General features: G+C 60.8%; 14 protein-coding genes. 12 read left to right on the top strand and 2 right to left on the bottom strand.

Annotation, left to right across the window (positions count from 1 at the left end; translation table 11 throughout):
• The first annotated feature begins 97 nt into the window (after nt 1-97).
• The 3 genes from RI101_01770 (at nt 98) to RI101_01760 (ending at nt 2,909) form a co-directional block, all read left to right on the top strand.
• The gene (locus RI101_01770; GenBank protein MEC4888761.1) at nt 98-1,090 is read left to right on the top strand and encodes a beta-ketoacyl-ACP synthase III; all 993 of its coding nucleotides are present in this window, start codon (nt 98-100) and stop codon (nt 1,088-1,090) included.
• Nucleotides 1,091-1,175: 85 nt separating this feature from the next.
• The gene (locus RI101_01765; protein ID MEC4888760.1) at nt 1,176-1,799 is read left to right on the top strand and encodes a DUF47 family protein; all 624 of its coding nucleotides are present in this window, start codon (nt 1,176-1,178) and stop codon (nt 1,797-1,799) included.
• A gap of 117 nt (nt 1,800-1,916) precedes the next feature.
• Complete coding sequence (locus tag RI101_01760; GenBank protein MEC4888759.1) at nt 1,917-2,909, top strand: inorganic phosphate transporter; 993 nt, start codon at nt 1,917-1,919, stop codon at nt 2,907-2,909.
• Between the two features lie 190 nt (nt 2,910-3,099).
• Here RI101_01760 and RI101_01755 read toward each other — a convergent pair whose 3' ends face one another.
• On the bottom strand, nt 3,100-4,920 hold the full coding sequence (locus RI101_01755; GenBank protein MEC4888758.1) for an ATP-binding protein: 1,821 nt from the start codon (nt 4,918-4,920) through the stop codon (nt 3,100-3,102).
• 97 nt (nt 4,921-5,017) lie between these two features.
• On the bottom strand, nt 5,018-5,728 hold the full coding sequence (locus tag RI101_01750; GenBank protein ID MEC4888757.1) for a response regulator transcription factor: 711 nt from the start codon (nt 5,726-5,728) through the stop codon (nt 5,018-5,020).
• Nucleotides 5,729-5,876: 148 nt separating this feature from the next.
• Here RI101_01750 and RI101_01745 point away from each other — a divergent pair, with 148 nt between their 5' ends.
• The 9 genes from RI101_01745 (at nt 5,877) to RI101_01705 (ending at nt 18,071) form a co-directional block, all read left to right on the top strand.
• Nucleotides 5,877-7,280, top strand: a complete 1,404-nt coding sequence (locus tag RI101_01745) for a hypothetical protein (GenBank protein ID MEC4888756.1) — start codon at nt 5,877-5,879, stop codon at nt 7,278-7,280.
• A gap of 109 nt (nt 7,281-7,389) precedes the next feature.
• The gene (gene ispH, locus RI101_01740) at nt 7,390-8,355 is read left to right on the top strand and encodes a 4-hydroxy-3-methylbut-2-enyl diphosphate reductase (protein ID MEC4888755.1); all 966 of its coding nucleotides are present in this window, start codon (nt 7,390-7,392) and stop codon (nt 8,353-8,355) included.
• Between the two features lie 151 nt (nt 8,356-8,506).
• A complete protein-coding gene (gene smc, locus RI101_01735) occupies nt 8,507-12,196 on the top strand; it encodes a chromosome segregation protein SMC (GenBank protein ID MEC4888754.1) in 3,690 nt (1,229 codons plus the stop codon).
• Nucleotides 12,197-12,378: 182 nt separating this feature from the next.
• Nucleotides 12,379-14,556: a squalene--hopene cyclase gene (gene shc, locus RI101_01730; protein MEC4888753.1), complete on the top strand. Its 2,178-nt coding sequence runs from the start codon at nt 12,379-12,381 to the stop codon at nt 14,554-14,556.
• Nucleotides 14,553-15,395: a hypothetical protein gene (locus RI101_01725; protein MEC4888752.1), complete on the top strand. Its 843-nt coding sequence runs from the start codon at nt 14,553-14,555 to the stop codon at nt 15,393-15,395. Before shc ends, RI101_01725 begins: the two co-directional genes overlap by 4 nt.
• Complete coding sequence (locus RI101_01720; GenBank protein ID MEC4888751.1) at nt 15,392-16,159, top strand: MlaE family lipid ABC transporter permease subunit; 768 nt, start codon at nt 15,392-15,394, stop codon at nt 16,157-16,159. The genes RI101_01725 and RI101_01720 overlap by 4 nt, the downstream gene beginning before the upstream one ends.
• Nucleotides 16,160-16,161: 2 nt before the next feature.
• Nucleotides 16,162-16,920: an ATP-binding cassette domain-containing protein gene (locus tag RI101_01715; protein MEC4888750.1), complete on the top strand. Its 759-nt coding sequence runs from the start codon at nt 16,162-16,164 to the stop codon at nt 16,918-16,920.
• A 13-nt stretch (nt 16,921-16,933) separates the two neighbouring features.
• The gene (gene mlaD / locus RI101_01710; GenBank protein ID MEC4888749.1) at nt 16,934-17,377 is read left to right on the top strand and encodes an outer membrane lipid asymmetry maintenance protein MlaD; all 444 of its coding nucleotides are present in this window, start codon (nt 16,934-16,936) and stop codon (nt 17,375-17,377) included.
• A gap of 28 nt (nt 17,378-17,405) precedes the next feature.
• Nucleotides 17,406-18,071 carry an ABC transporter substrate-binding protein gene (locus RI101_01705; protein MEC4888748.1) on the top strand — a complete coding sequence of 222 codons (666 nt, stop codon included), beginning with the start codon at nt 17,406-17,408 and terminating at the stop codon, nt 18,069-18,071.
• Nucleotides 18,072-18,165: the final 94 nt, after the last annotated feature.

Here is an 18,165-nt window from a genome sequence, read left to right as displayed (position 1 = left end):
GCCGATTGGTTGACCCGCCTCCATAGGACCCCTATAATCTCGCGGCCATGCACGGGGGATACGGTATGTGCCGGTTTTCTATCGGTCATTGAACAGGATGAAACGTCTGCGCATTATCGGGACCGGCAGCTGTCTGCCGGATCGGGTGGTGGAAAATCATGAGGTGGCTGGCCCCCTGGGGATGTCCGCTGGGCAGATCGAGCGTCTGACGGGCATTCGTGAGCGGCGTTGGGCCGTTGACGGGCAGGCCACGTCCGATCTTGCAATCGGCGCCAGCCGCTTGGCGCTTGAGTCCGCCGGTTGCGAGGCCTCTGCGGTGGACGCGGTGATTCTCTCGACGACGTCCTCGGACATGGCCTTCCCGTCAACGGCCTGTTTTGTCCAGCGGGGACTTGGTTGCCGGGGCGTCGGGGCGTTTGATGTGTCGGCGTCCTGTTCCGGGTTTCTCTATGGGTTGTCGATGGCCGACGCCATGATCAGGAGCGGACAGGCGGCCACGTGTCTCGTGATTGCCGCCGAAGTGAAGTCGAGATTTTTGGATCCGGCGGATGCCGCGACCGCCGCCTTATTCGGCGATGGGGCCGGTGCGGTGCTGGTGCGGGGCGAGGAAGATCACAGCCCGAATGGGCGAGGTTTGTTGGGGATTCGGCTGTACGCGGATGGGGCGAAGCATGATCTGATCCGTGTCCCGGCCGGCGGGTCTCGGCGGCCGGCATCGGCGGAGACCGTGGCGAACCACGAGCATGTCTTGCGAATGCGGGGCGCGTCGCTCTTTCGCATCGCGGTGCGCCGGGTCGAGCAGGCGGTGCAGGAGATCCTCAAAGAGTTTGGCGTTCGGATCGAGGATGTGGGGCAGGTGGTGTTGCATCAGGCGAACGGGCGGATTCTTTCACGGATCGCGGAGCGGTTGGGCGTCCCGCCGGAACGGCTGACCTCGGTGATTGACCGGTATGGAAATACCTCGTCGGCGTCCTTGCCGATCGCCTTGGATGCGGCGGTGCGCGGCGGCCGGATTGCGGCCGGTGACCTGGTGCTGCTGGGCAGCTTTGGGGGCGGGCTGACGTGGGCGACAGGCCTGATGCGATGGTAGATGAGGGAATTCCGAGGATTTGGTAATACGGTTGTAACACAGCGCGGATATAGATACGGCACCAGTTCACTTTTCAGGAGCGCGGATGGCCATGTTTAGTCTCATTCCCAAAGAAGAAGCCTTTTTCGATCTGTTTAAGAAGGCGGCGCACAACATGATCGAGGGCAGCCGCTTGCTCAAGGACATGATGGAGCATTTTCATGATCCCGCCGCCCAGGCCAAGCAAATCAAGGACGTCGAGCATGTGGGGGACGGGATTACCCACGACATTGCGACGCGGCTCAACCAGACCTTCATCACGCCGATCGATCGCGAGGACATTCACGATCTGGCCAGTGCGCTGGACGACATTCTCGATGCGGTCGAAGCGGTCGCCGACCGGTTCGTGATTTATAAAATCACCAAGCCGACGGAATCGGCGATCCGGCTCGCGGACATTCTCTATCACGCCTCCGTGGCGGTCGGCCAGGCGGTCGATCGCGTGGGGATGTCGCATGCGCAGATCAACGAATGCAGCGTGCAGGTCAACAGTCTGGAGAATGAAGCCGACCGGGTGTCGCGTGATGCGATTTCCGGATTGTTTGAGAAAGAGACCGATCCCATCGCCGTCATCAAGTGGAAGGAAATTTACGAAACTTTCGAGGCGGGGACCGATCGCTGCGAAGATGTGGCGAATATTCTTGAGCGCATCGTGCTCAAACATAACTAATTTGTGAGAGGGGCGAGGGGCTTGAGGCAAGGGGCGAGAGGTTGCAGGACTTATGTAGCGACGTTCCTCAACTCAGAGCCTCCTCTCGCCGCGTACCTCTCGCCACGAGCCTAAATTATGCCTGATCTGACTGGATTATTGCTCCTGACCGTCGTGCTGGCCCTGTTATTCGACTTTTCGAACGGGTGGCACGACTGTGCGAATGCGGTGGCCACGGTGGTGTCGACCCGCGTGCTCAGTCCGCTTGCCGCCGTGGTGCTGGCGGGCGTCTTGAATGTGGCTGGGGCGTTTTTCTCGACGGCGGTCGCCAAGATGATCGGTGGCGGAATCGTGTTTCCCGAGGCGATCACCAGCGCCGTCGTCGCGGCGGCCTTGGCCGGCGCGATTCTGTGGAATTTGGTGACGCTGCTGCTTGGGTTGCCGACCAGTTCCTCCCATGCGCTGATCGGCGGGCTTGTCGGCTCGGCAGTGGCGCACGGGGGCTGGGCGGTGGTGCAATTCAAAGGGTTGCAAAAAATCCTGGAGGCGATGGTCCTCTCGCCGCTGTTCGGTTTCGGCATCGGATTTCTGATCATGGTCGCGATCAGCTGGATGTTTTTCCGTGTGCATCGCGGGGTGGCGACGAAGACCTTCAGCCGGTTGCAGCTGCTCTCGGCCAGTTTCATGGCCTTCAGTCACGGGTCCAACGACGCGCAGAAGGCGATGGGCATTATTACGCTGGCGCTGGTTTCGTCGGGCCAGCTTGCCACGTCCGATGTGCCGACATGGGTGATCGTGTCCTGTGCGCTGGCCATGGGGTTGGGGACGATGGTCGGCGGGTGGCGCATCATGCGGACCCTGGGGATGCGGATTGTGAAGCTGGAACCGGTGCATGGCTTCGCGGCGGAGACGGGGGCGGCGAGCGTGCTGCTCTTTACCGCGCACTTCGGGTTGCCGGTCAGCACGACCCATACCATCACGTCGTCGATTCTGGGCGTGGGCGCCACCAAGCGTTTGTCGGCGGTGCGGTGGGGCGTGACGACCAAGATTCTGTCGGCCTGGCTCTTTACCCTCCCAGGCGCCGGATTGTTGGGGGCGGTGGTCTACGGATTACTCTCGCTGTTGCATTAACAGGATGTTGAAAAAGTCCTCCAGCGGCGTTCAGAGGCTCTCCGTACGTTCGTTAGTACGGCTTCGCCTCTTCGCTTGCTGCGGCCTTGCTGGACGGCCTTTTTGATCATCCTGCGATTGCTCTGAGCTGCTCCCGAGCTTGCTTCATTCATTGATGCTGACAGTTCTACGCGAGTGTTTCCGCAGCCTGTTAAGCTGACTCGCGGGGCGTTCTCACCGGCAAGCGCACGACAAAGCGGCTGCCGTGCGGCTGGTTGCCCTCGACCCACACCTGGCCTCCATGGCCCTCCACAATGTGTTTCACAATGGCAAGGCCGAGTCCGGTCCCTCCCAATTCTCGTGAGCGGGCCTTATCCACGCGGTAAAACCGCTCGAACACCCGCGGACGGTCTTGTTCCGGGATCCCCATACCGGTATCGGTGACGGTCAACTCAATGGCCTGGGCGTGCGCGGCGTCAGCCAATGCCTGAGCGGCGACGGTAATGGTGCCCTTCTCGGGCGTGTACTTCACGGCATTATCGAGCAGATTCGTCAGGACCTGCACGAGGCGGCCTTCGTCCCCCGCGATGGGGGGCAGATGTTCAGGGACGCAGGAAACCAGATGATGCCCTTTCTTATCGGCCAGGGGTTTGATCATCGACAGGGTGCGGTCGATGAGGTTGCGCAGGTCCAAGGGGTCTTCTTTGAACGACACGCTGCCCGACTCGATTTTCGACAGCTCCAGCAGATCCTCCAGGATGAGGTTCAACCGGTCGCTTTGCTTCAGGATAATCGAGAGGAAGTTGACGGCCGTCTCCGGATCGTCTTTCCCGCCGTCTAAGAGCGCTTCGACGTAGCCTTTAATGGAGGTAAGCGGCGTCCGCAGTTCATGCGAGACGTTGGCGACGAAGTCTTTCCTGATTTTTTCGAGGCGGCGCAGCTCGGTGATGTCATGAAAGACGAGCACCGCGCAGGCTTCGTTTTCACGCTCGCCTCCGGCCACGGAGGCCTCGATGTGCAGGCAGCGGCCTGTGGGGGCCAGGACGATTTCATCTTCATGATTCGTGCGGGTGCGCAGGATGTCGGCGACCAGATCCATGAGGTGGCGATGGCGGAACACGTCCGCGCAGGGGCGTCCCCGGGCGTCGGTGCGCGAGACGCCGAACATCCGCTCAAGCGCCGGGTTCACTTGCAGGACATGGCCGCGATAGTCCAGCACCAGGACGCCTTCGACCATGGAGGTCAGCATCGCAAGCAATTGGGCGCGGTCTTCTGACAGTTCGTCGATCTTGGCGCGCAGCTGGTCCGTCATCTGATTGAGCGTGTCGCCAAGCAAGCCGACTTCGTCGCGGGAATGAGTGTGGATGCGGATGGTGGAATCCCCCGTCGCGAGCCGGCGGGCGGCGCCGGCCATATCGGAGAGCGGTTTGGTGATATTGCGGGCCAGCCAGATACTGAGGAGCACGGCCATGAGAAAGGCGGCGCCGAGGGCGATGGCGAGATTACGCTGGAGTTTCGCGGTTTCCCGATCGAGCATGGTCATGGGCAGACCGAGGCGCAGAAAGACAGGCGGATGTCCAGAGGGCTGGTCCATCACCATCGCGCGATACATGGTGCGTTCGCCGGTGGTGTGGCTGGCGCGGATATCCGTGCCCTGTCCTGTGGCGAGGGCTTGCTGGATCTCCGGGCGGGAGAGGTGGTTTTCGACGGCGGCTAAGTCGGCGTCGGCGACGGCACTATCGGCGAGGACCGTGCCGTTTGCTGAGACGAGGGTGATCCGGGCGGCGGCCCTGTTTCCCAAGTCGCGCACGATTGCTTGGAGTGAGGCAGGCTCGGAACCGGATGATGGCGCAGGCTCGAGCGGCCGGAGTCCGTAGGCCACGAGCTTGGTTCTGGCCTCAAGCATGTCGCGCAGCTGTGAGATCTCCTGCTGTTCGAAGGATTGCACGATGAGCAGGCCGACCACCGCGAGCCCGCAGGTGACGGCGAGAAAGCTGCCAAGGGTGACTTTCCAGCGAATGGAGAGGGTCATGAATTAGGTGAAAGGTGAAAGGTGAAAAGTGAAAGGTTGGAAGGGGGTGCGTAAAAGAAATCACCAGGTCGCGCCCTATTCCCACGCGCATCACGCATCACTCATCACCCTTCACATCTTTCAGTTTATAGCCGAGTGATTTGACCGAGATGATGGCGTCGTCCAGCAAGGGGATCTTCTGTTTCAGCCGTCTGACGTGGACGTCGACGGTTCTCGTCGTTCCATAATATTCATAGCCCCAGACGGCGTTCAGCAGCACTTCTCTCGTCAGGACTCGCCCGGGATTCTTCAAGAGGTGTTCCAGGAGGCCGAATTCCTTGGCGGTCAAGGGGACTTCTTCCCCGTTCACGGTGAGTTCGTGACGAGCGAGGTCCATCACGATACCGCCATAGCTATACCGGGCCTGGCCTTCATCGGGTGTCCGGTCGATCCGCCGAAACAGGGCTTTTACCCGGGCGACCAGCGTCTTGGGGCTGAAGGGCTTGGTGACATAATCGTCGGCGCCCAATTCCAGTCCGACGACGGTATCCGATTCCTCCGCTTTGGCCGTCAGCATGATAATGGGGAGCATGGCCGTTTCCGGCGCTGATCGGAGCCGCTTGCAGACTTCGAGGCCGTCGATTTCCGGGAGCATCAAATCAAGGACGATCAGATCCGGTTTTTCCGCCCGTGCCTGCCTGAGTCCTTCCGCGCCAGTCGCTGCGGTGACGGTGCGATAGCCTTCTTTATCCAGATAGAGCTTGACGAGCTGGAGAATATCTTTCTCGTCTTCAACGATGAGGATTTTCTTGGCCGAGGCGCTGCTCATAGTGCCGCCCAGCCTACGGAGGAGGGGGCAGGCTGTCAAGTCACTGCGGGCAAGGGAGAAGGGCGGGACGGCACCGGTCAGTTTAGCTGAAACCGTAGGGGGGAATCGGTCGCAATGCTATGCTGGTTGGGTAATCAGGGAGGGGCCTATGCGTATCGATCGTGCCATTGCGATGCTGGGGCTGGCCGTATCGCTTGCCGCCTGTGCGGTCGAACCGGGACGGAGCGTCGGGGCCGGTACAGCCGCTGTCCCTTCTCCCGCTCCTACTTCCTCTGTTTCATCATCCGGTGCAGCCCCTGTTGAAATGGTTTCTGAGGCGTGCCGGGCTGCGCTCACGAGCCAGCCGGTGTCCGGGCCGAGTCTATTGAGCCTGGCATCTGTGAACCGCCGCACCACCAAACTCGGCCGCATCCCGGGGGAGTGCGGAGATGCCTATACGTCGCTGCATTTCGATCTGCGATTTGGCCCAGATGGCTGGTCATTTGCCTATCGATTGCCGGTTGGGCTGCAGGGGCAGCCGTATAAGCCGCCAGCCTCCTGCCGAGAGTACCGTGACTGCCATCTTCCTTCGCCGCCAACCGCTGTGGTAACCGGAAATGCGGTGACGCCCGTCTATGCGGAGACCGGCCTGTTGGTCTACAGCGCCAATGGGAAGACGCTCGCGTATTCGATGCGCCAGAAGGATCAAGCCGACATGGTCCTGCACGATCGTGTGACGGGCCAGGACACACACTATGCCGCTCCGGGCAAGGTCCTGTCCTATGCCTTGAGCCCCGATGGGGAGAAGGTGGCGTATGTGGCGGCCTTCCGGGAGCAAGGGCGCGACAAGTTTGCCATTCTGGAAAATGGCCGTACGGTGGCGATCTCAGCTGACGCGACCCCGCTGGTCTATCGCCAAGATGGCGAGCTGATCTATGTGCTCTGTGAGTCCGCCCTGGGATCGAAATGTGTGCTGGTGAACGGGAGCCGAAAATCAAGCATCAAGAAGAAGGGTGGGGTGTTTGAGCTGGCGGCAAGCCTGGACGGGGAATCGCTGGCGTACGTGACGGGAAACGAGAACGAGAAGACCGTCGTGTTCAATGGGCAGGACAGTCCGCCCCATTCGTCTGTGCAGGGGCTGCGTGTGAGCCCGGATGGAAAGCGGGTGGCCTATATTGCAAACGGCACCCGCATGATCGTCGATCAGCAGGAACGTGTCGAGTACGATGTGGTTGGGGCGCCGTCCTTCAGTCCGAACAGTCAGCGGGTGTTTTACGTGGCGGAAAGCGCTCAGGGGGAATGGGGCCTCGTGAACGGGTATGAATGGGTGCCAGGCTATCGAAGCTGGTGGGCCCATGCGCCGGTTGTCAGCCCAGCCGGCCGCCAGGTGGCCTACTTGGCCTTTACCGATTGGCCGCCCGCGGAGTGGTTTGTGGTGCTTGAAGGCACCAAGCTTCCCGCCTACGATTATATTGATCCGCTCTCATTGAGGTTTACTCCTGATGGGACGGTATTGATGTACGGGGCGCGTAAGGGACGGGAGTTGTGGTGGGTTGCGCACCCGGTCAAATAGCGTGTCGTGGCATCTGTTGACGGCCTTGGACGATCTGACGTAAGGTGAATCCGTTCAATATCGGGGTAGAGGGGGCGATCCCCCTGCCAAGCGTGAAGGAGATCAGCCGATGCTGAAGATATATCTTGCGAATCCGCGGGGGTTTTGCGCCGGAGTCGATCGGGCGATCGATATCGTCGATCTCTCGCTCAAGAAGTATGGGGCGCCCATTTACGTCCGTCATGAAATCGTGCATAGCCGCCATGTGGTGAACTCGCTCCGGCAAAAGGGGGCGGTGTTCGTGGAGGAGCTGGGTGAAGTGCCCGAGGGATCGGTGGTGATCTTCAGCGCCCATGGCGTGGCGAAGTCTGTGTGGGACGAAGCGAATAAGCGGCGGCTGCATGTCATCGACGCGACCTGCCCGCTGGTTATCAAAGTGCACAATGAAGTGAACCGCGACTATACCCAAGGATATGAGCTGATTCTGATCGGCCATGCCGGCCACCCGGAAGTGATCGGCACGCTGGGGCAGATTCCCGACAAGTTCCACTTGGTGTCGTCGGTCGAGGACGTTGAAAAGCTCGAGGTGGAAAACCTCGTGAATCTTTCTTATGTGACGCAGACGACGCTGAGTGTCGATGAATGCCGGGATATTGTCGGCGCGCTTCACAAGCGATTCCCGAACATCAAGGGCCCGCATCAGGAAGATATCTGCTACGCGACGCAAAACCGGCAGAATGCGGTGAAGGAGTTGTCCCGGCTGGTTGATGTCATTTTGGTCATCGGCTCGCCGAACAGTTCCAACTCCAACCGTCTGCGCGAGTTGGGTGAGCAATGCGGGATTCCATCCTATCTGATCGATTCGGCCAGCGACATCAACCCTGACTGGTTGAAGAACGCGAAGGCCGTCGGCATTGCCGCCGGGGCCTCGGCTCCTGAAGTGCTGGTGACGGAAGTGGTGGCCTTCCTCCGAAGCGCCGGCCCCTCCGAGCTGGAAGAACTCACGGTGATCGAAGAAGATGTCGAATTTCTCCTCCCGAAGGAACTGGTCCAGATCGAATCCGCCAGTAAGCCCGCAGCCAGCATCGCCAGTTAATCCGCGAACTTAAAGATGCCATATATCTAGTAGGGGGGCTCTTGTCCCCCTACTACCTGCGGTATTTTGGTTTTGATTTCCTCTTGCCCCTATGCTACAAGGGCCGAGCATTCGCAAGGGTGGTATTGATGGCTCAACCAAAGGTGAACCGATGTATTTGAAATCGCTGGACATGTTGGGTTTCAAGTCGTTTGCCGAGTCGCGGATCGCGTTCCCCGAGGGGGTGACGGCGGTGGTCGGGCCCAATGGCAGCGGGAAAAGTAACGTCGTGGATGCCATTCTCTGGGTGCTCGGCGAGCAAAGCACCAAGACCTTGCGAAGCGAAAAAATGGAAGATGTAATTTTCAACGGCACCGAGTTGCGGAAACCGTTGGGGATGGCCGAAGTGTCGCTGGTCATCGGGGGGCTCGATCAAACCACGCTGAAGCTCGAAGGCGGATCGGGGTTGCCCAGCCAGTTGAGCGAATTTCAAGAGCTGATGATCACCCGCCGGCTCTACCGCAACGGCGACAGTGAATATCTGATCAATAAGACACCGTGCCGCCTCAAGGATATTCGCAGCGTGCTGATGGATACCAGAGCCGGCAGCAAAGGGCACACGGTCATCGCGCAGGGGCAGATCGATCAGATCCTGAACGCCTCGCCGCAAGACCGGCGGGAGCTGATCGAAGAAACGGCCGGGATTGTCCGCTATAAGAAACAAAAGGCCGAAGCGCTCCGCAAACTCGATGCCACCCAGCAAAATCTTCTCCGGGTGCGCGACATCATTGCCGAAGTGAAGAAGCAGCTGAATTCGCTCGAACGGCAGGCCCGCCAGGCCCGCACCTATCAGACGTTGCAGCAGGAAGCGCGGGGGGTGGAGATCGAATTGCTCACCCGTGAGTTCCGAGCCTTGCGCCATGAGCTGCGCGAGGTCGAGGCCGAGGTGATGTCGCTCGATCAGCGGGAAGCGGAAACGGCCGCCGGGCTGGCGCGGCTGACGACGGATTTGGAGCAGTCCCGGATGCAGGCCATTGCGACGAGCGATGCGATCGGCAAGATCCGCGAAGAGCTCTCGGGCATCGAGCATCAGCAGGCGCAGGCGTTGACGGCTGCGGAGGTCGCGCGGAATCGGAGCCAGCTGTTCGACCAGCAGCAGCAGCAGGAAGCCGGCGAACTGGAAGACTTGGCTCGCGCACAGGGCGATCTGACCCAGGCGCTGGGCGAGTTGGAGGCGTCGCTGGCGGCGATCGACGAGGAATTGGCGCAGCGGGAATCGGCGTTTGCCGAACTCGATCGGGAGATGGCGCGCTTGCTGGAGCAGCGGGCCGCCGCGGTTGCGGAAGAAGAGCGCGGGCGCCGCGATATTTTGCAGCTGGCCGTGTTGGTTGCGAACACCGAGCAGAGCGTGTCCCAGCTGACCGCCCGGATGAATGAGGTGGCGGAGCGGGGGGCTCGTCTTGTCACGGAGCAAGGGCATTTACAGGAACAGCGCGCGATGGCCGTGACCCGCCATGAAGCGTTGCGGCAGGAGTATGGCGACGCGGGCCGGATGGTTGTGAGCATCCGTGCTCAACAGGAGACGGTGCAGGGGGAATCTGTCCGTGTGGCGGAAGAGCTGCGGGCGCTCGATGGCCACATCCTCCATCGGTCGGAGGAGCTGGCGGCGGTCGATTCGCGTCTCCAGGCCTTGCAGGGGATGGTGCTTGAGGAAATGGGGTATGGCCGGGCCGGCAGCGATGAGACCACCGCCCTCAAGTCGTGCGAGGGGGTGCGTGATGCCATTGCGGAATGGCTGGTCATTCCACCGGGGATGGATCGCGCGGTGGAGGCGGTGTTGGGCGAGCGGGTCCACGGATGGTTCGTCGATGACCCGGCGGTCGCGCAGCGAGCCATCGGCTTTCTCCAGGAAAAAGCCCTCGGACGCGGGACGTTTATTCCTCAACAGCCCCGCTGGGAGAGCGCTGGATCCGGAGACCGGTCCTGGTGGACCGCGTTGGCGAACCAGCCTGGCGTGGCCGGCCGTGCGGTGGATCTGATTCAGACGGACGCGCCTCGGGTGGCCGCGAGAGATTGCCTCTTCGACCGGGTGGTGATCGTCGAATCGCTGGATCACGCCGTCCGGTTATGGGCGCAGCAGCTCTGGGCCGGACAGGACGGGCCGATTTTGGTCACGCTCGCGGGCGAAGTGATGGATGCCTCCGGCGTGATCAGCGGCGGGCATGTGCGCGATGGGCAGGGGTTGTTGGAGCGGCGGCGGGAAGTCGTCAGCCTGGAAACCAAGCGGACGGAATTCACCGCGTTGCTGGAGCAGGAAAAACAGCGCCGGATCGAGTTGCAGGTGCTGGGGCAAGAGCTTGGCCAGCAGGCGAAGCAGTTGGCGGACTCGCTGCGCGAGACGGAAATGCAGAATCTCTCGCTGCAAAAAGACGAAGAACGCTTGCGGGGCGTTCTTGCCGATCTGGATCTGAAGCTGGCGGGCATCGAGGCGGACATTCACAAGGGGACCGCCGACCATCAGCGGTTTGAACAGGACGCACGTTCGGCCCAAGCCCAGCTTGAACAATGGATGAGTGAGAAAGCCGGCCAGGAAGCCAGCCTGGGCCGGGTACGGGAGCGGCTGGCGGCCATCGACCAGGAAGGCCGCGCGTTTCAGGAGCGGGTGACGGAGGCGCGTTTATTGTCCGAGGGACTGCGTTCGAAGCGGGGGCATGAACAGGCGAACCGGGCGCGCGTGATGCAGCAGCAAGTCGAAAGCGAACAGCGCCGGCAGTCGCTGGCGGACCATCTCGAAGGGCTTGTGCAGGCCATTCAGGAAAATCGTGACGAGCAGGCCCGCCAGGAAGCCTTGTGCCAAGAGTTTGGCCTGGCCGCCAGCCGGATCAAGACGGAACTGGTCACGGCGCAGGAGCAGCAGGCTCAGGATGTGGCGGCGAGCCAGGCGCTTGAAGCCAGTCTTGACGAGGTTCGCCGTACGATGTCGTCGGTGCGGGATGCCCGGATGGCCGTCGAAGTGCGGCGGGCGGAATTGCGGACCCAGTTGAGCACGGTCGAAGGCACCTTGTCCGGCACCTATCAACTCGACCCCGCCATGCTGACCGGTGAGGTTCCCGTGCCGGCGGAGCTGCCGGAGGCCGGAGAGGAGGCGGCTCCATCCAATCCGCTGGCCCAGTCGCCCGATGCCGAGCTGAAAGAGCAGCTTCAGAAGTTGCGCGACCGGCTCGATCGCATGGGGCCGATCAATTTGGCAGCGATCAGCGAGCATCAGGAGCTCGATCAGCGCTACACGTTCCTTTCGACGCAAGAGCAGGATCTGTCCAATTCCATCAGCTCGCTCAAAGAGATTATTCAGCGGATCAACCATACGACGAAGGATATGTTCGCGACGACCTTCACGGAGCTGCAGCAGAAGTTCACCGAAGTCTTTGGCCAGTTCTTTCCCGGCGGCCGGGCGGAGCTGCAGCTGGTCGAGGAGCCGGCCGGGGAAAACGGTGAAGGCGGAGGAAACCAGGATCCGGGTGTGGACATTGTCGCGCAGCCTCCGGGGAAGCGGCTCAAGAGCATTACCATGCTGTCCGGCGGTGAAAAGACGCTCACAGCGATGGCCCTCTTGTTCGCCAGTTTCTTGATCAGGCCGACGCCGTTCTGTCTGCTGGACGAAATCGATGCGCCGCTCGACGAGGAAAACATCGGACGTTTTACCAGCGTCTTGAGAAACATGGCGCAGACTGCGCAATTTCTGGTGATCACGCACAACAAGCGGACCATGTCGATCGCCGATTCCTTGTTCGGCGTGACGATGGAAGAGCCCGGCGTGTCGAAAGTGGTGTCGGTGCGGCTAGGCGATTTACAGCTGGCGTAAGCGGGTCGTAACGCACGAATATTCCAGAGGAGTTTCATCCTCCGTCGCTTGACTCATGTAGGGGCGTCTGTTATAAGCCCATCGATGGGCTGCTCTCCAATCGTGTGGCGTTGATGCTCGTGTGACTGTGTCTTGCGCCACGTCGTCTCTCTGTCCATCTCATTAGGTCCATATAGAAATCAATGAAGCTCTTTCGCGCACTCTTTGCCAGACTCTCCGACAGTTTCCTCTCCTCTATTCCAGGAAAGACGGCTTCGTCGGCCGAACCTGCATCCGCGCCGCCGCTTCGATTAGTCTCCGACAAAGCGGCTCAAGCGTCCGCTGTCGATTCCACGCCGCGCCGGCCCGCGAGCCATACGATGAGCCAGCCGGATACCATTGACGATGCGATCCGCCGAAGCCAGACCTGGTTTCTTTCGAAGCAGCATCCCGTTGAAGGCTATTGGGTCGCGGAACTGGAGGCTGATACGACGTTGACCTCGGAGTATGTGATGCTCCGGCGGTTTCTCGACTGCGTCGATCCGGTTCGCCAGGAGAAGGCTGTTCGGTATCTGCGGTCGATGCAGCTTCCGGATGGCGGCTGGCCGATCTACTATGGGGGGCCGGCTGATATCAGCGCCTCGGTGAAGGCCTATTTCGCGCTCAAGTTGAGTGGCATCCCGGCCTCAGAGCCGTTCATGCTCCGCGCCCGCGATCGCATTCTTGCGATGGGCGGCGTGGTGCAGGCCAACGTCTTTACGAAAATCGCGCTCGCGCTGTTCGATCAGTACGACTGGGAAGGCGTGCCCCACATGCCGGTCGAACTGATGCTGCTGCCGAAGCGGTTCTATTTCAGTATTTACGCGATTTCCTATTGGTCGCGCGCCGTGCTGATCCCGTTGCTGATCGTGTTTGCCCATCAGCCGGTGTGCCGCATCCCTTCCGAGCAGGGCATCGACGAGCTTTATGCCGTTCCGCGCGCTCAAATTCGGTTTTGGAAGTATCCGCCCTTCAATAAGGACCAGGATTGGTTCACGCCCCACAACCTCTTTGTCATGCTGGACGTGGTGCTGAAGCTCTATGACCGCATGCCGCTCATGTGGCTGCGCGAGAAGGCGATGCACAAGGCGGCCACATGGATGCTGGAACATTTGAAAGGCAGCGGCGGACTGGGCGCGATTTATCCCGCGATGGCGAATTCCGTGATGGCGCTGCGCTGTCTGGGCTACGAAATGGACGATCCCCTCGTGCAGAAAGCCCTGCGTGAGATCGAGGACCTTGAGGTGCATGAGACGGGCACGGTTGACGGCGAGCGGGTATCGACGCTTCATCTGCAGCCCTGCTTTTCACCGATTTGGGACACGGCGTTGCTGACGAACGCGTTGATCGAGGCGGGCCTGCCGCAGGATCATCCCGCGTTGGTCAAGGCCGGAGCCTATCTCATGTCCCGGCAGACGAAGACCGTCGGGGACTGGACGATTTCCTCGTCCCATACGGAGCCGGGCGGATGGTATTTCCAGTTTGAAAACGAGTTGTATCCGGACGTGGACGATTCGGCCGTCGTGCTGATGGCGCTCTCCAAGCTGAAGATGCCGCAACCGGCCGAACAGCGGGAATCGATTCGCCGTGGCATGCAATGGGTCTTGGCGATGCAGAGTTCCGACGGCGGCTGGGGCGCCTATGACAAGGACAATAACCGGGTTGTCTTCAACTACATCCCGTTTGCCGACCATAAGGCCTTGCTGGATCCGAGTACGGCGGATCTCGCCGGGCGCTGCTTGGAAATGCTGGCGGCCTTGGGCTATGACCGGACGCATCCCGCCGTCCAGCCGGCGCTGGCGTTTTTGAAAAAAGAGCAGGAAGCGGACGGCAGTTGGTTTGGCCGGTGGGGGGTCAACTATATCTATGGGACCTGGTCGGTGCTCGCGGGGCTTCGCGCGATCGGAGAAGATGTCTCTGCCCCCTACATTCGCCGGGCCGTGTCCTGGCTGGAGTCGAAGCAAAATCCCGATGGCGGCTGGGGCGAATCGTGCCTGTCTTACGCCGAGGATGCGCACAGCGGGAAAGGGGAGAGCACGCCGTCGCAAACGGCGTGGGCCTTGATGGCTTTGATGTCGGCCGATGTCACGGACTCCTTCAGCGTCGCACGCGGAGTGCAATTTCTCCTGCGGCATCAGCTCAAGGACGGCTCCTGGGAAGAAGTGGCGCACACCGGCACCGGATTCCCCAGGGTGTTTTATCTTCGGTATCACTGGTACTGCCAATATTTTCCCTTATGGGCACTGGCGATGTACCGCAACATTCGTTCCCGGGGCCACATGCGGGCCGATGAAGTTCGCCAGCAGGTGGACGCGACCGGGGCCTATCGGTTTGAGCGTTGACGGACAAGCCTCCTTCGCCCGCCCGCATTCCTCTGCATCCTGGATCCTGTCCGCGTATCGCGATCTTTGTGGCGACGGTCTGGGAGTTGGCCGCGGTGCGGGCGGCCTTGCCTCATGGGCGAACCGAGACCTGTGCGGGGAAGCCGCTGTATGTCGCCGAAGTGGGGCGCGGAGAGTGCTGGGTGCTGCAAACGGGCGTCGGGCCGCAGAAGGCCGGCGCCGGCGCCCGGGCGTTATTTCAGCGGCAGGCTTTTTCCGTGAGCCTGTCAACCGGTTTTGCCTGCGCGTTGACGGCGGCGGAGATCGGCGATGTCTTGATGGGGACGGCTGTGGCCATGATCGATTCCGCGAACGCCGGTCTGCCGGATTACTGCGAGGTCCCCGGGGCTGAACGGGACCGTTTTTACGCGGCGATCGGTGAGTTCAGGCAAGGCTCACGCTGTAGGGAGGGCCGATTCGTGTCGGTCGATCGTATCGTGGGGCGGGCCTCTGACAAGGGGGCGCTGGCTCAACGGACCGGCGCGGTTGGGCTGGATATGGAAAGTGCGGCATTGGCTTGTGAAGCCGGTGTGGCCCAGGTCCCTTTTGTGATCGTGCGAACGGTGTCTGATCTGTTGGAAGAAGAGCTTCCGCTTGACTTCAATCTGTTTCTCAGGCCCACTGGGTGGCTCAGGGGGATCGGCGCGGTGCTGGCTCATCCCGTGGAGAGTCTGTCGGGACTGTTGCGGCTTCGGCGGCAGAGCGCACTCGCGGCGCGGAATCTCACGAGGCTGTTGGGCGGCGCGTTCGAGGCATTTTTCGCGGAGAGGCCGGATTCACACACACGGGCGGTGCGATGACCATGTTGCAGTACATTGGGCGACCGGTGGTGAGATATGTGCGGGAAATGGGCCGCATGCTCATTTTTCTGCTGTCCTCGTTCGGCTGGCTCGCGCGGCCGCCCCTGCGGCTCATGCAGTACATCAAACAACTCCATTTCATTGGGTACAAATCGACCTTCGTCGTCGTGTTGACGGCTGGATTTACCGGGATGGTGCTCGCGCTGCAGGGGTATTACACGCTGCGCAAATTCGGCTCCGAGGGGCTGCTGGGATCTGCCGTGGCCTTGAGCATGATACGCGAACTCGGGCCCGTGCTCGCCGCACTCATGGTGACGGCTCGGGCGGGGTCGGCCATGACGGCTGAAATCGGCATCATGCGGATTACCGAGCAAATCGACGCGCTCGATACGATGGCCATCAATCCGCTGCAATACCTCATCGCGCCCAAGCTGGTGGCGGGCTTGATCGGCGTGCCGCTCTTGGTGGCGATTTTCGACGTGGTCGGAATTTACGGCGGCTATTTGGTCGGGGTGGATCTTCTCGGCGTGAATGCCGGATCCTATTGGACGTCGATTGAGTCCGCCGTGGAATGGAAGGATGTGTACGGGGGCATCCTCAAATCGATCAGCTTCGGGCTGATCGTGAGCTGGGTCTGTTGTTACAAGGGGTTCTATACGCGCATGAGCGCCGAGGGGTTGGGAACGGCCACGACGGAAGCGGTGGTCCTGTCTTCCGTGCTCATCCTGGTATGGGACTACTTTCTCACATCGGTGTTGCTGTAATCATGCTCAGACTGGTGGGCGTCAAGAAGCGGCTGGGCGGTCAGCCGGTATTGCAGGGCGTTGATTTGACGATCCCTTCCGGGAAGCTGACGACCATTATCGGTCCGAGCGGGGAGGGCAAGAGTGTGCTGCTGAAGCACATGATCGGCCTGCTTCAGCCGGATGAAGGCCAGGTGTGGGTTGGCGACGTCGATATCTCCCGCCTTCACGGCCAGCCGCTCAATGAAGTGCGGAAGCGGTTTGCGATGTTGTTCCAGGGCGCGGCGCTCTTCGATTCGATGACGGTGTTCGACAATGTGGCCTTCCCGCTGAAGGAAAAGTTGAGGATGAAGGGCCCCGAGGTCGCCACGCGGGTGAACGGCATGCTGGAGCAGGTCGGCCTGGCCGGCATGGGGCATAAGTTTCCCGCCGAGCTCAGCGGAGGCATGCGAAAACGCGCCGGCCTGGCGCGCGCCCTCGTGATGCGGCCGGAGATTGTGCTGTTCGACGAACCGACGACGGGCTTGGACCCGCTCATGGCCAAGTCCATTCATGAACTCATTACCAGCACCCAGCGGACCTTCGGTTTTACCGCAGTGATGGTCAGCCATGAAATCCCCGAGATTTTTGGGATTTCAGATTATGTCGCGATGTTGAAGCGCGGGCGCATTGCGGCGATGGCGCCTGCCGCAGAGTTTCTGCGGACGACTGATCCTGAGGTCAAGGAGTTTATCTCGGTCGGGGAGCCGGCCGTGGTGTCCGGTGTGTCAGCCGGTCTGTAAAGGGAGTCCTGTAATGGAGAATTCCAAATTAGAACTCATGGTCGGGGCATTTGTCCTGGCGGGGATCTTGTGCTTGGGCTATCTCTCGATTAAGCTCGGCAAGCTAGAGGTGATCGGCGGGGATCTGTATGAAGTCGCGGCGCAATTCAATTCGGCGTCCGGCTTGAAATCCGGGGCGACGATCGAGATTGCCGGGGTGGAAGTCGGACGGGTGCGGGGCATTACGCTGAAGGAAGATCGCGCCGTGGTGACGCTGGCTGTCGCGAACGGTGTGAAGCTGTACACGGACACCATCGCGTCGATCAAGACGCGGGGGATCATCGGCGAGAAGTTTCTCTCGCTGTCCCCCGGCGGCGGCGGCGATCCGCTGAAGCCCGGCGATGTGATTCGCGATACCGAATCCGGTCTCGACCTGGAAGAATTGGTCAGCCAGTATGTGCACGGGAAGGTGAACTGATGGTATTCGGGGCATCTCAGGGAGTCTCATGAGGGACCGCATGAGCGAGGGGGATTGGATGATGGGTGCACGAGTGAATCGATCGGGGATTGGGATGGTGGTGGCACTGGCCGGGGTTCTGCTGGTGTCGTCCTGGCTGAGCGCATCGGTTGTGCATGCCGGTCCGCCGACGGATTCGATGAAGGTCACGATCGACGAGGTGCTTCGGATCATTCGCGACAAGGAATTGAAGCAGCCGGCAAAGGCGGACGAACGCCGGGCTCTCTTGGAGAAAGCCGTGGCCGATCGGTTTGACTATCAGGAAATGTCCCGCCGGGCTCTGGGGGCTCCGTGGAATACGTTGTCGGATCAGGAGAAGCAGGAATTTGTCGGGCTGTTCCGAACACTGCTGACCAATTCGTATGCGGAAAAAGTCGAGACCTATTCCGGCGAAGGGGTGCAATATCTGAATGAACGGACGGAAAAAGAATATGCGGAAGTCCGGACAAAGATTTTGTCCGGCAAGACGGAAATTCCGCTCGACTATCGCTTGGTGAATCGAGGCCCGGAATGGCGGGTCTATGATGTGGTGGTTGACGGGGTCAGTCTCGTGAGCAACTACCGAGGCCAGTTTACCAAGATCATTCGCGCCTCGTCCTATCAGGATCTCGTCGAGCAGCTCCGGAAGAAATCTGACAAGCTGAAAGCTCCGTAAGCCCATCCAGGCACCACGTTCATGTCGGCCCTGCGTCGTATCTTCATTGTTATCGGCTGTCTCTGTGCCGGAAGCGGGGTTGTAAGCCTTGCTT

It is taken from the genome of Nitrospira sp. (assembly GCA_035968315.1).
Classification (GTDB): domain Bacteria; phylum Nitrospirota; class Nitrospiria; order Nitrospirales; family Nitrospiraceae; genus Nitrospira_D.
This window is presented reverse-complemented; position numbering and strand designations above follow the sequence as displayed.

Excerpts from the sequence above, each read along its gene's own strand:
- RI101_01705 (MEC4888748.1), top strand. The coding sequence starts at position 17,406 with ATGAGGGACCGCATGAGCGAGGGGGATTGGATGATGGGTGCACGAGTG.
- ispH (MEC4888755.1), top strand. The coding sequence starts at position 7,390 with ATGCTGAAGATATATCTTGCGAATCCGCGGGGGTTTTGCGCCGGAGTC.
- RI101_01765 (MEC4888760.1), top strand. The coding sequence starts at position 1,176 with ATGGCCATGTTTAGTCTCATTCCCAAAGAAGAAGCCTTTTTCGATCTG.
- RI101_01760 (MEC4888759.1), top strand. The coding sequence starts at position 1,917 with ATGCCTGATCTGACTGGATTATTGCTCCTGACCGTCGTGCTGGCCCTG.
- RI101_01750 (MEC4888757.1), bottom strand. The coding sequence starts at position 5,728 with ATGAGCAGCGCCTCGGCCAAGAAAATCCTCATCGTTGAAGACGAGAAA.
- RI101_01755 (MEC4888758.1), bottom strand. The coding sequence starts at position 4,920 with ATGACCCTCTCCATTCGCTGGAAAGTCACCCTTGGCAGCTTTCTCGCC.
- RI101_01770 (MEC4888761.1), top strand. The coding sequence starts at position 98 with ATGAAACGTCTGCGCATTATCGGGACCGGCAGCTGTCTGCCGGATCGG.
- RI101_01745 (MEC4888756.1), top strand. The coding sequence starts at position 5,877 with ATGCGTATCGATCGTGCCATTGCGATGCTGGGGCTGGCCGTATCGCTT.
- smc (MEC4888754.1), top strand. The coding sequence starts at position 8,507 with ATGTATTTGAAATCGCTGGACATGTTGGGTTTCAAGTCGTTTGCCGAG.
- mlaD (MEC4888749.1), top strand. The coding sequence starts at position 16,934 with ATGGAGAATTCCAAATTAGAACTCATGGTCGGGGCATTTGTCCTGGCG.
- RI101_01715 (MEC4888750.1), top strand. The coding sequence starts at position 16,162 with ATGCTCAGACTGGTGGGCGTCAAGAAGCGGCTGGGCGGTCAGCCGGTA.
- shc (MEC4888753.1), top strand. The coding sequence starts at position 12,379 with ATGAAGCTCTTTCGCGCACTCTTTGCCAGACTCTCCGACAGTTTCCTC.
- RI101_01720 (MEC4888751.1), top strand. The coding sequence starts at position 15,392 with ATGACCATGTTGCAGTACATTGGGCGACCGGTGGTGAGATATGTGCGG.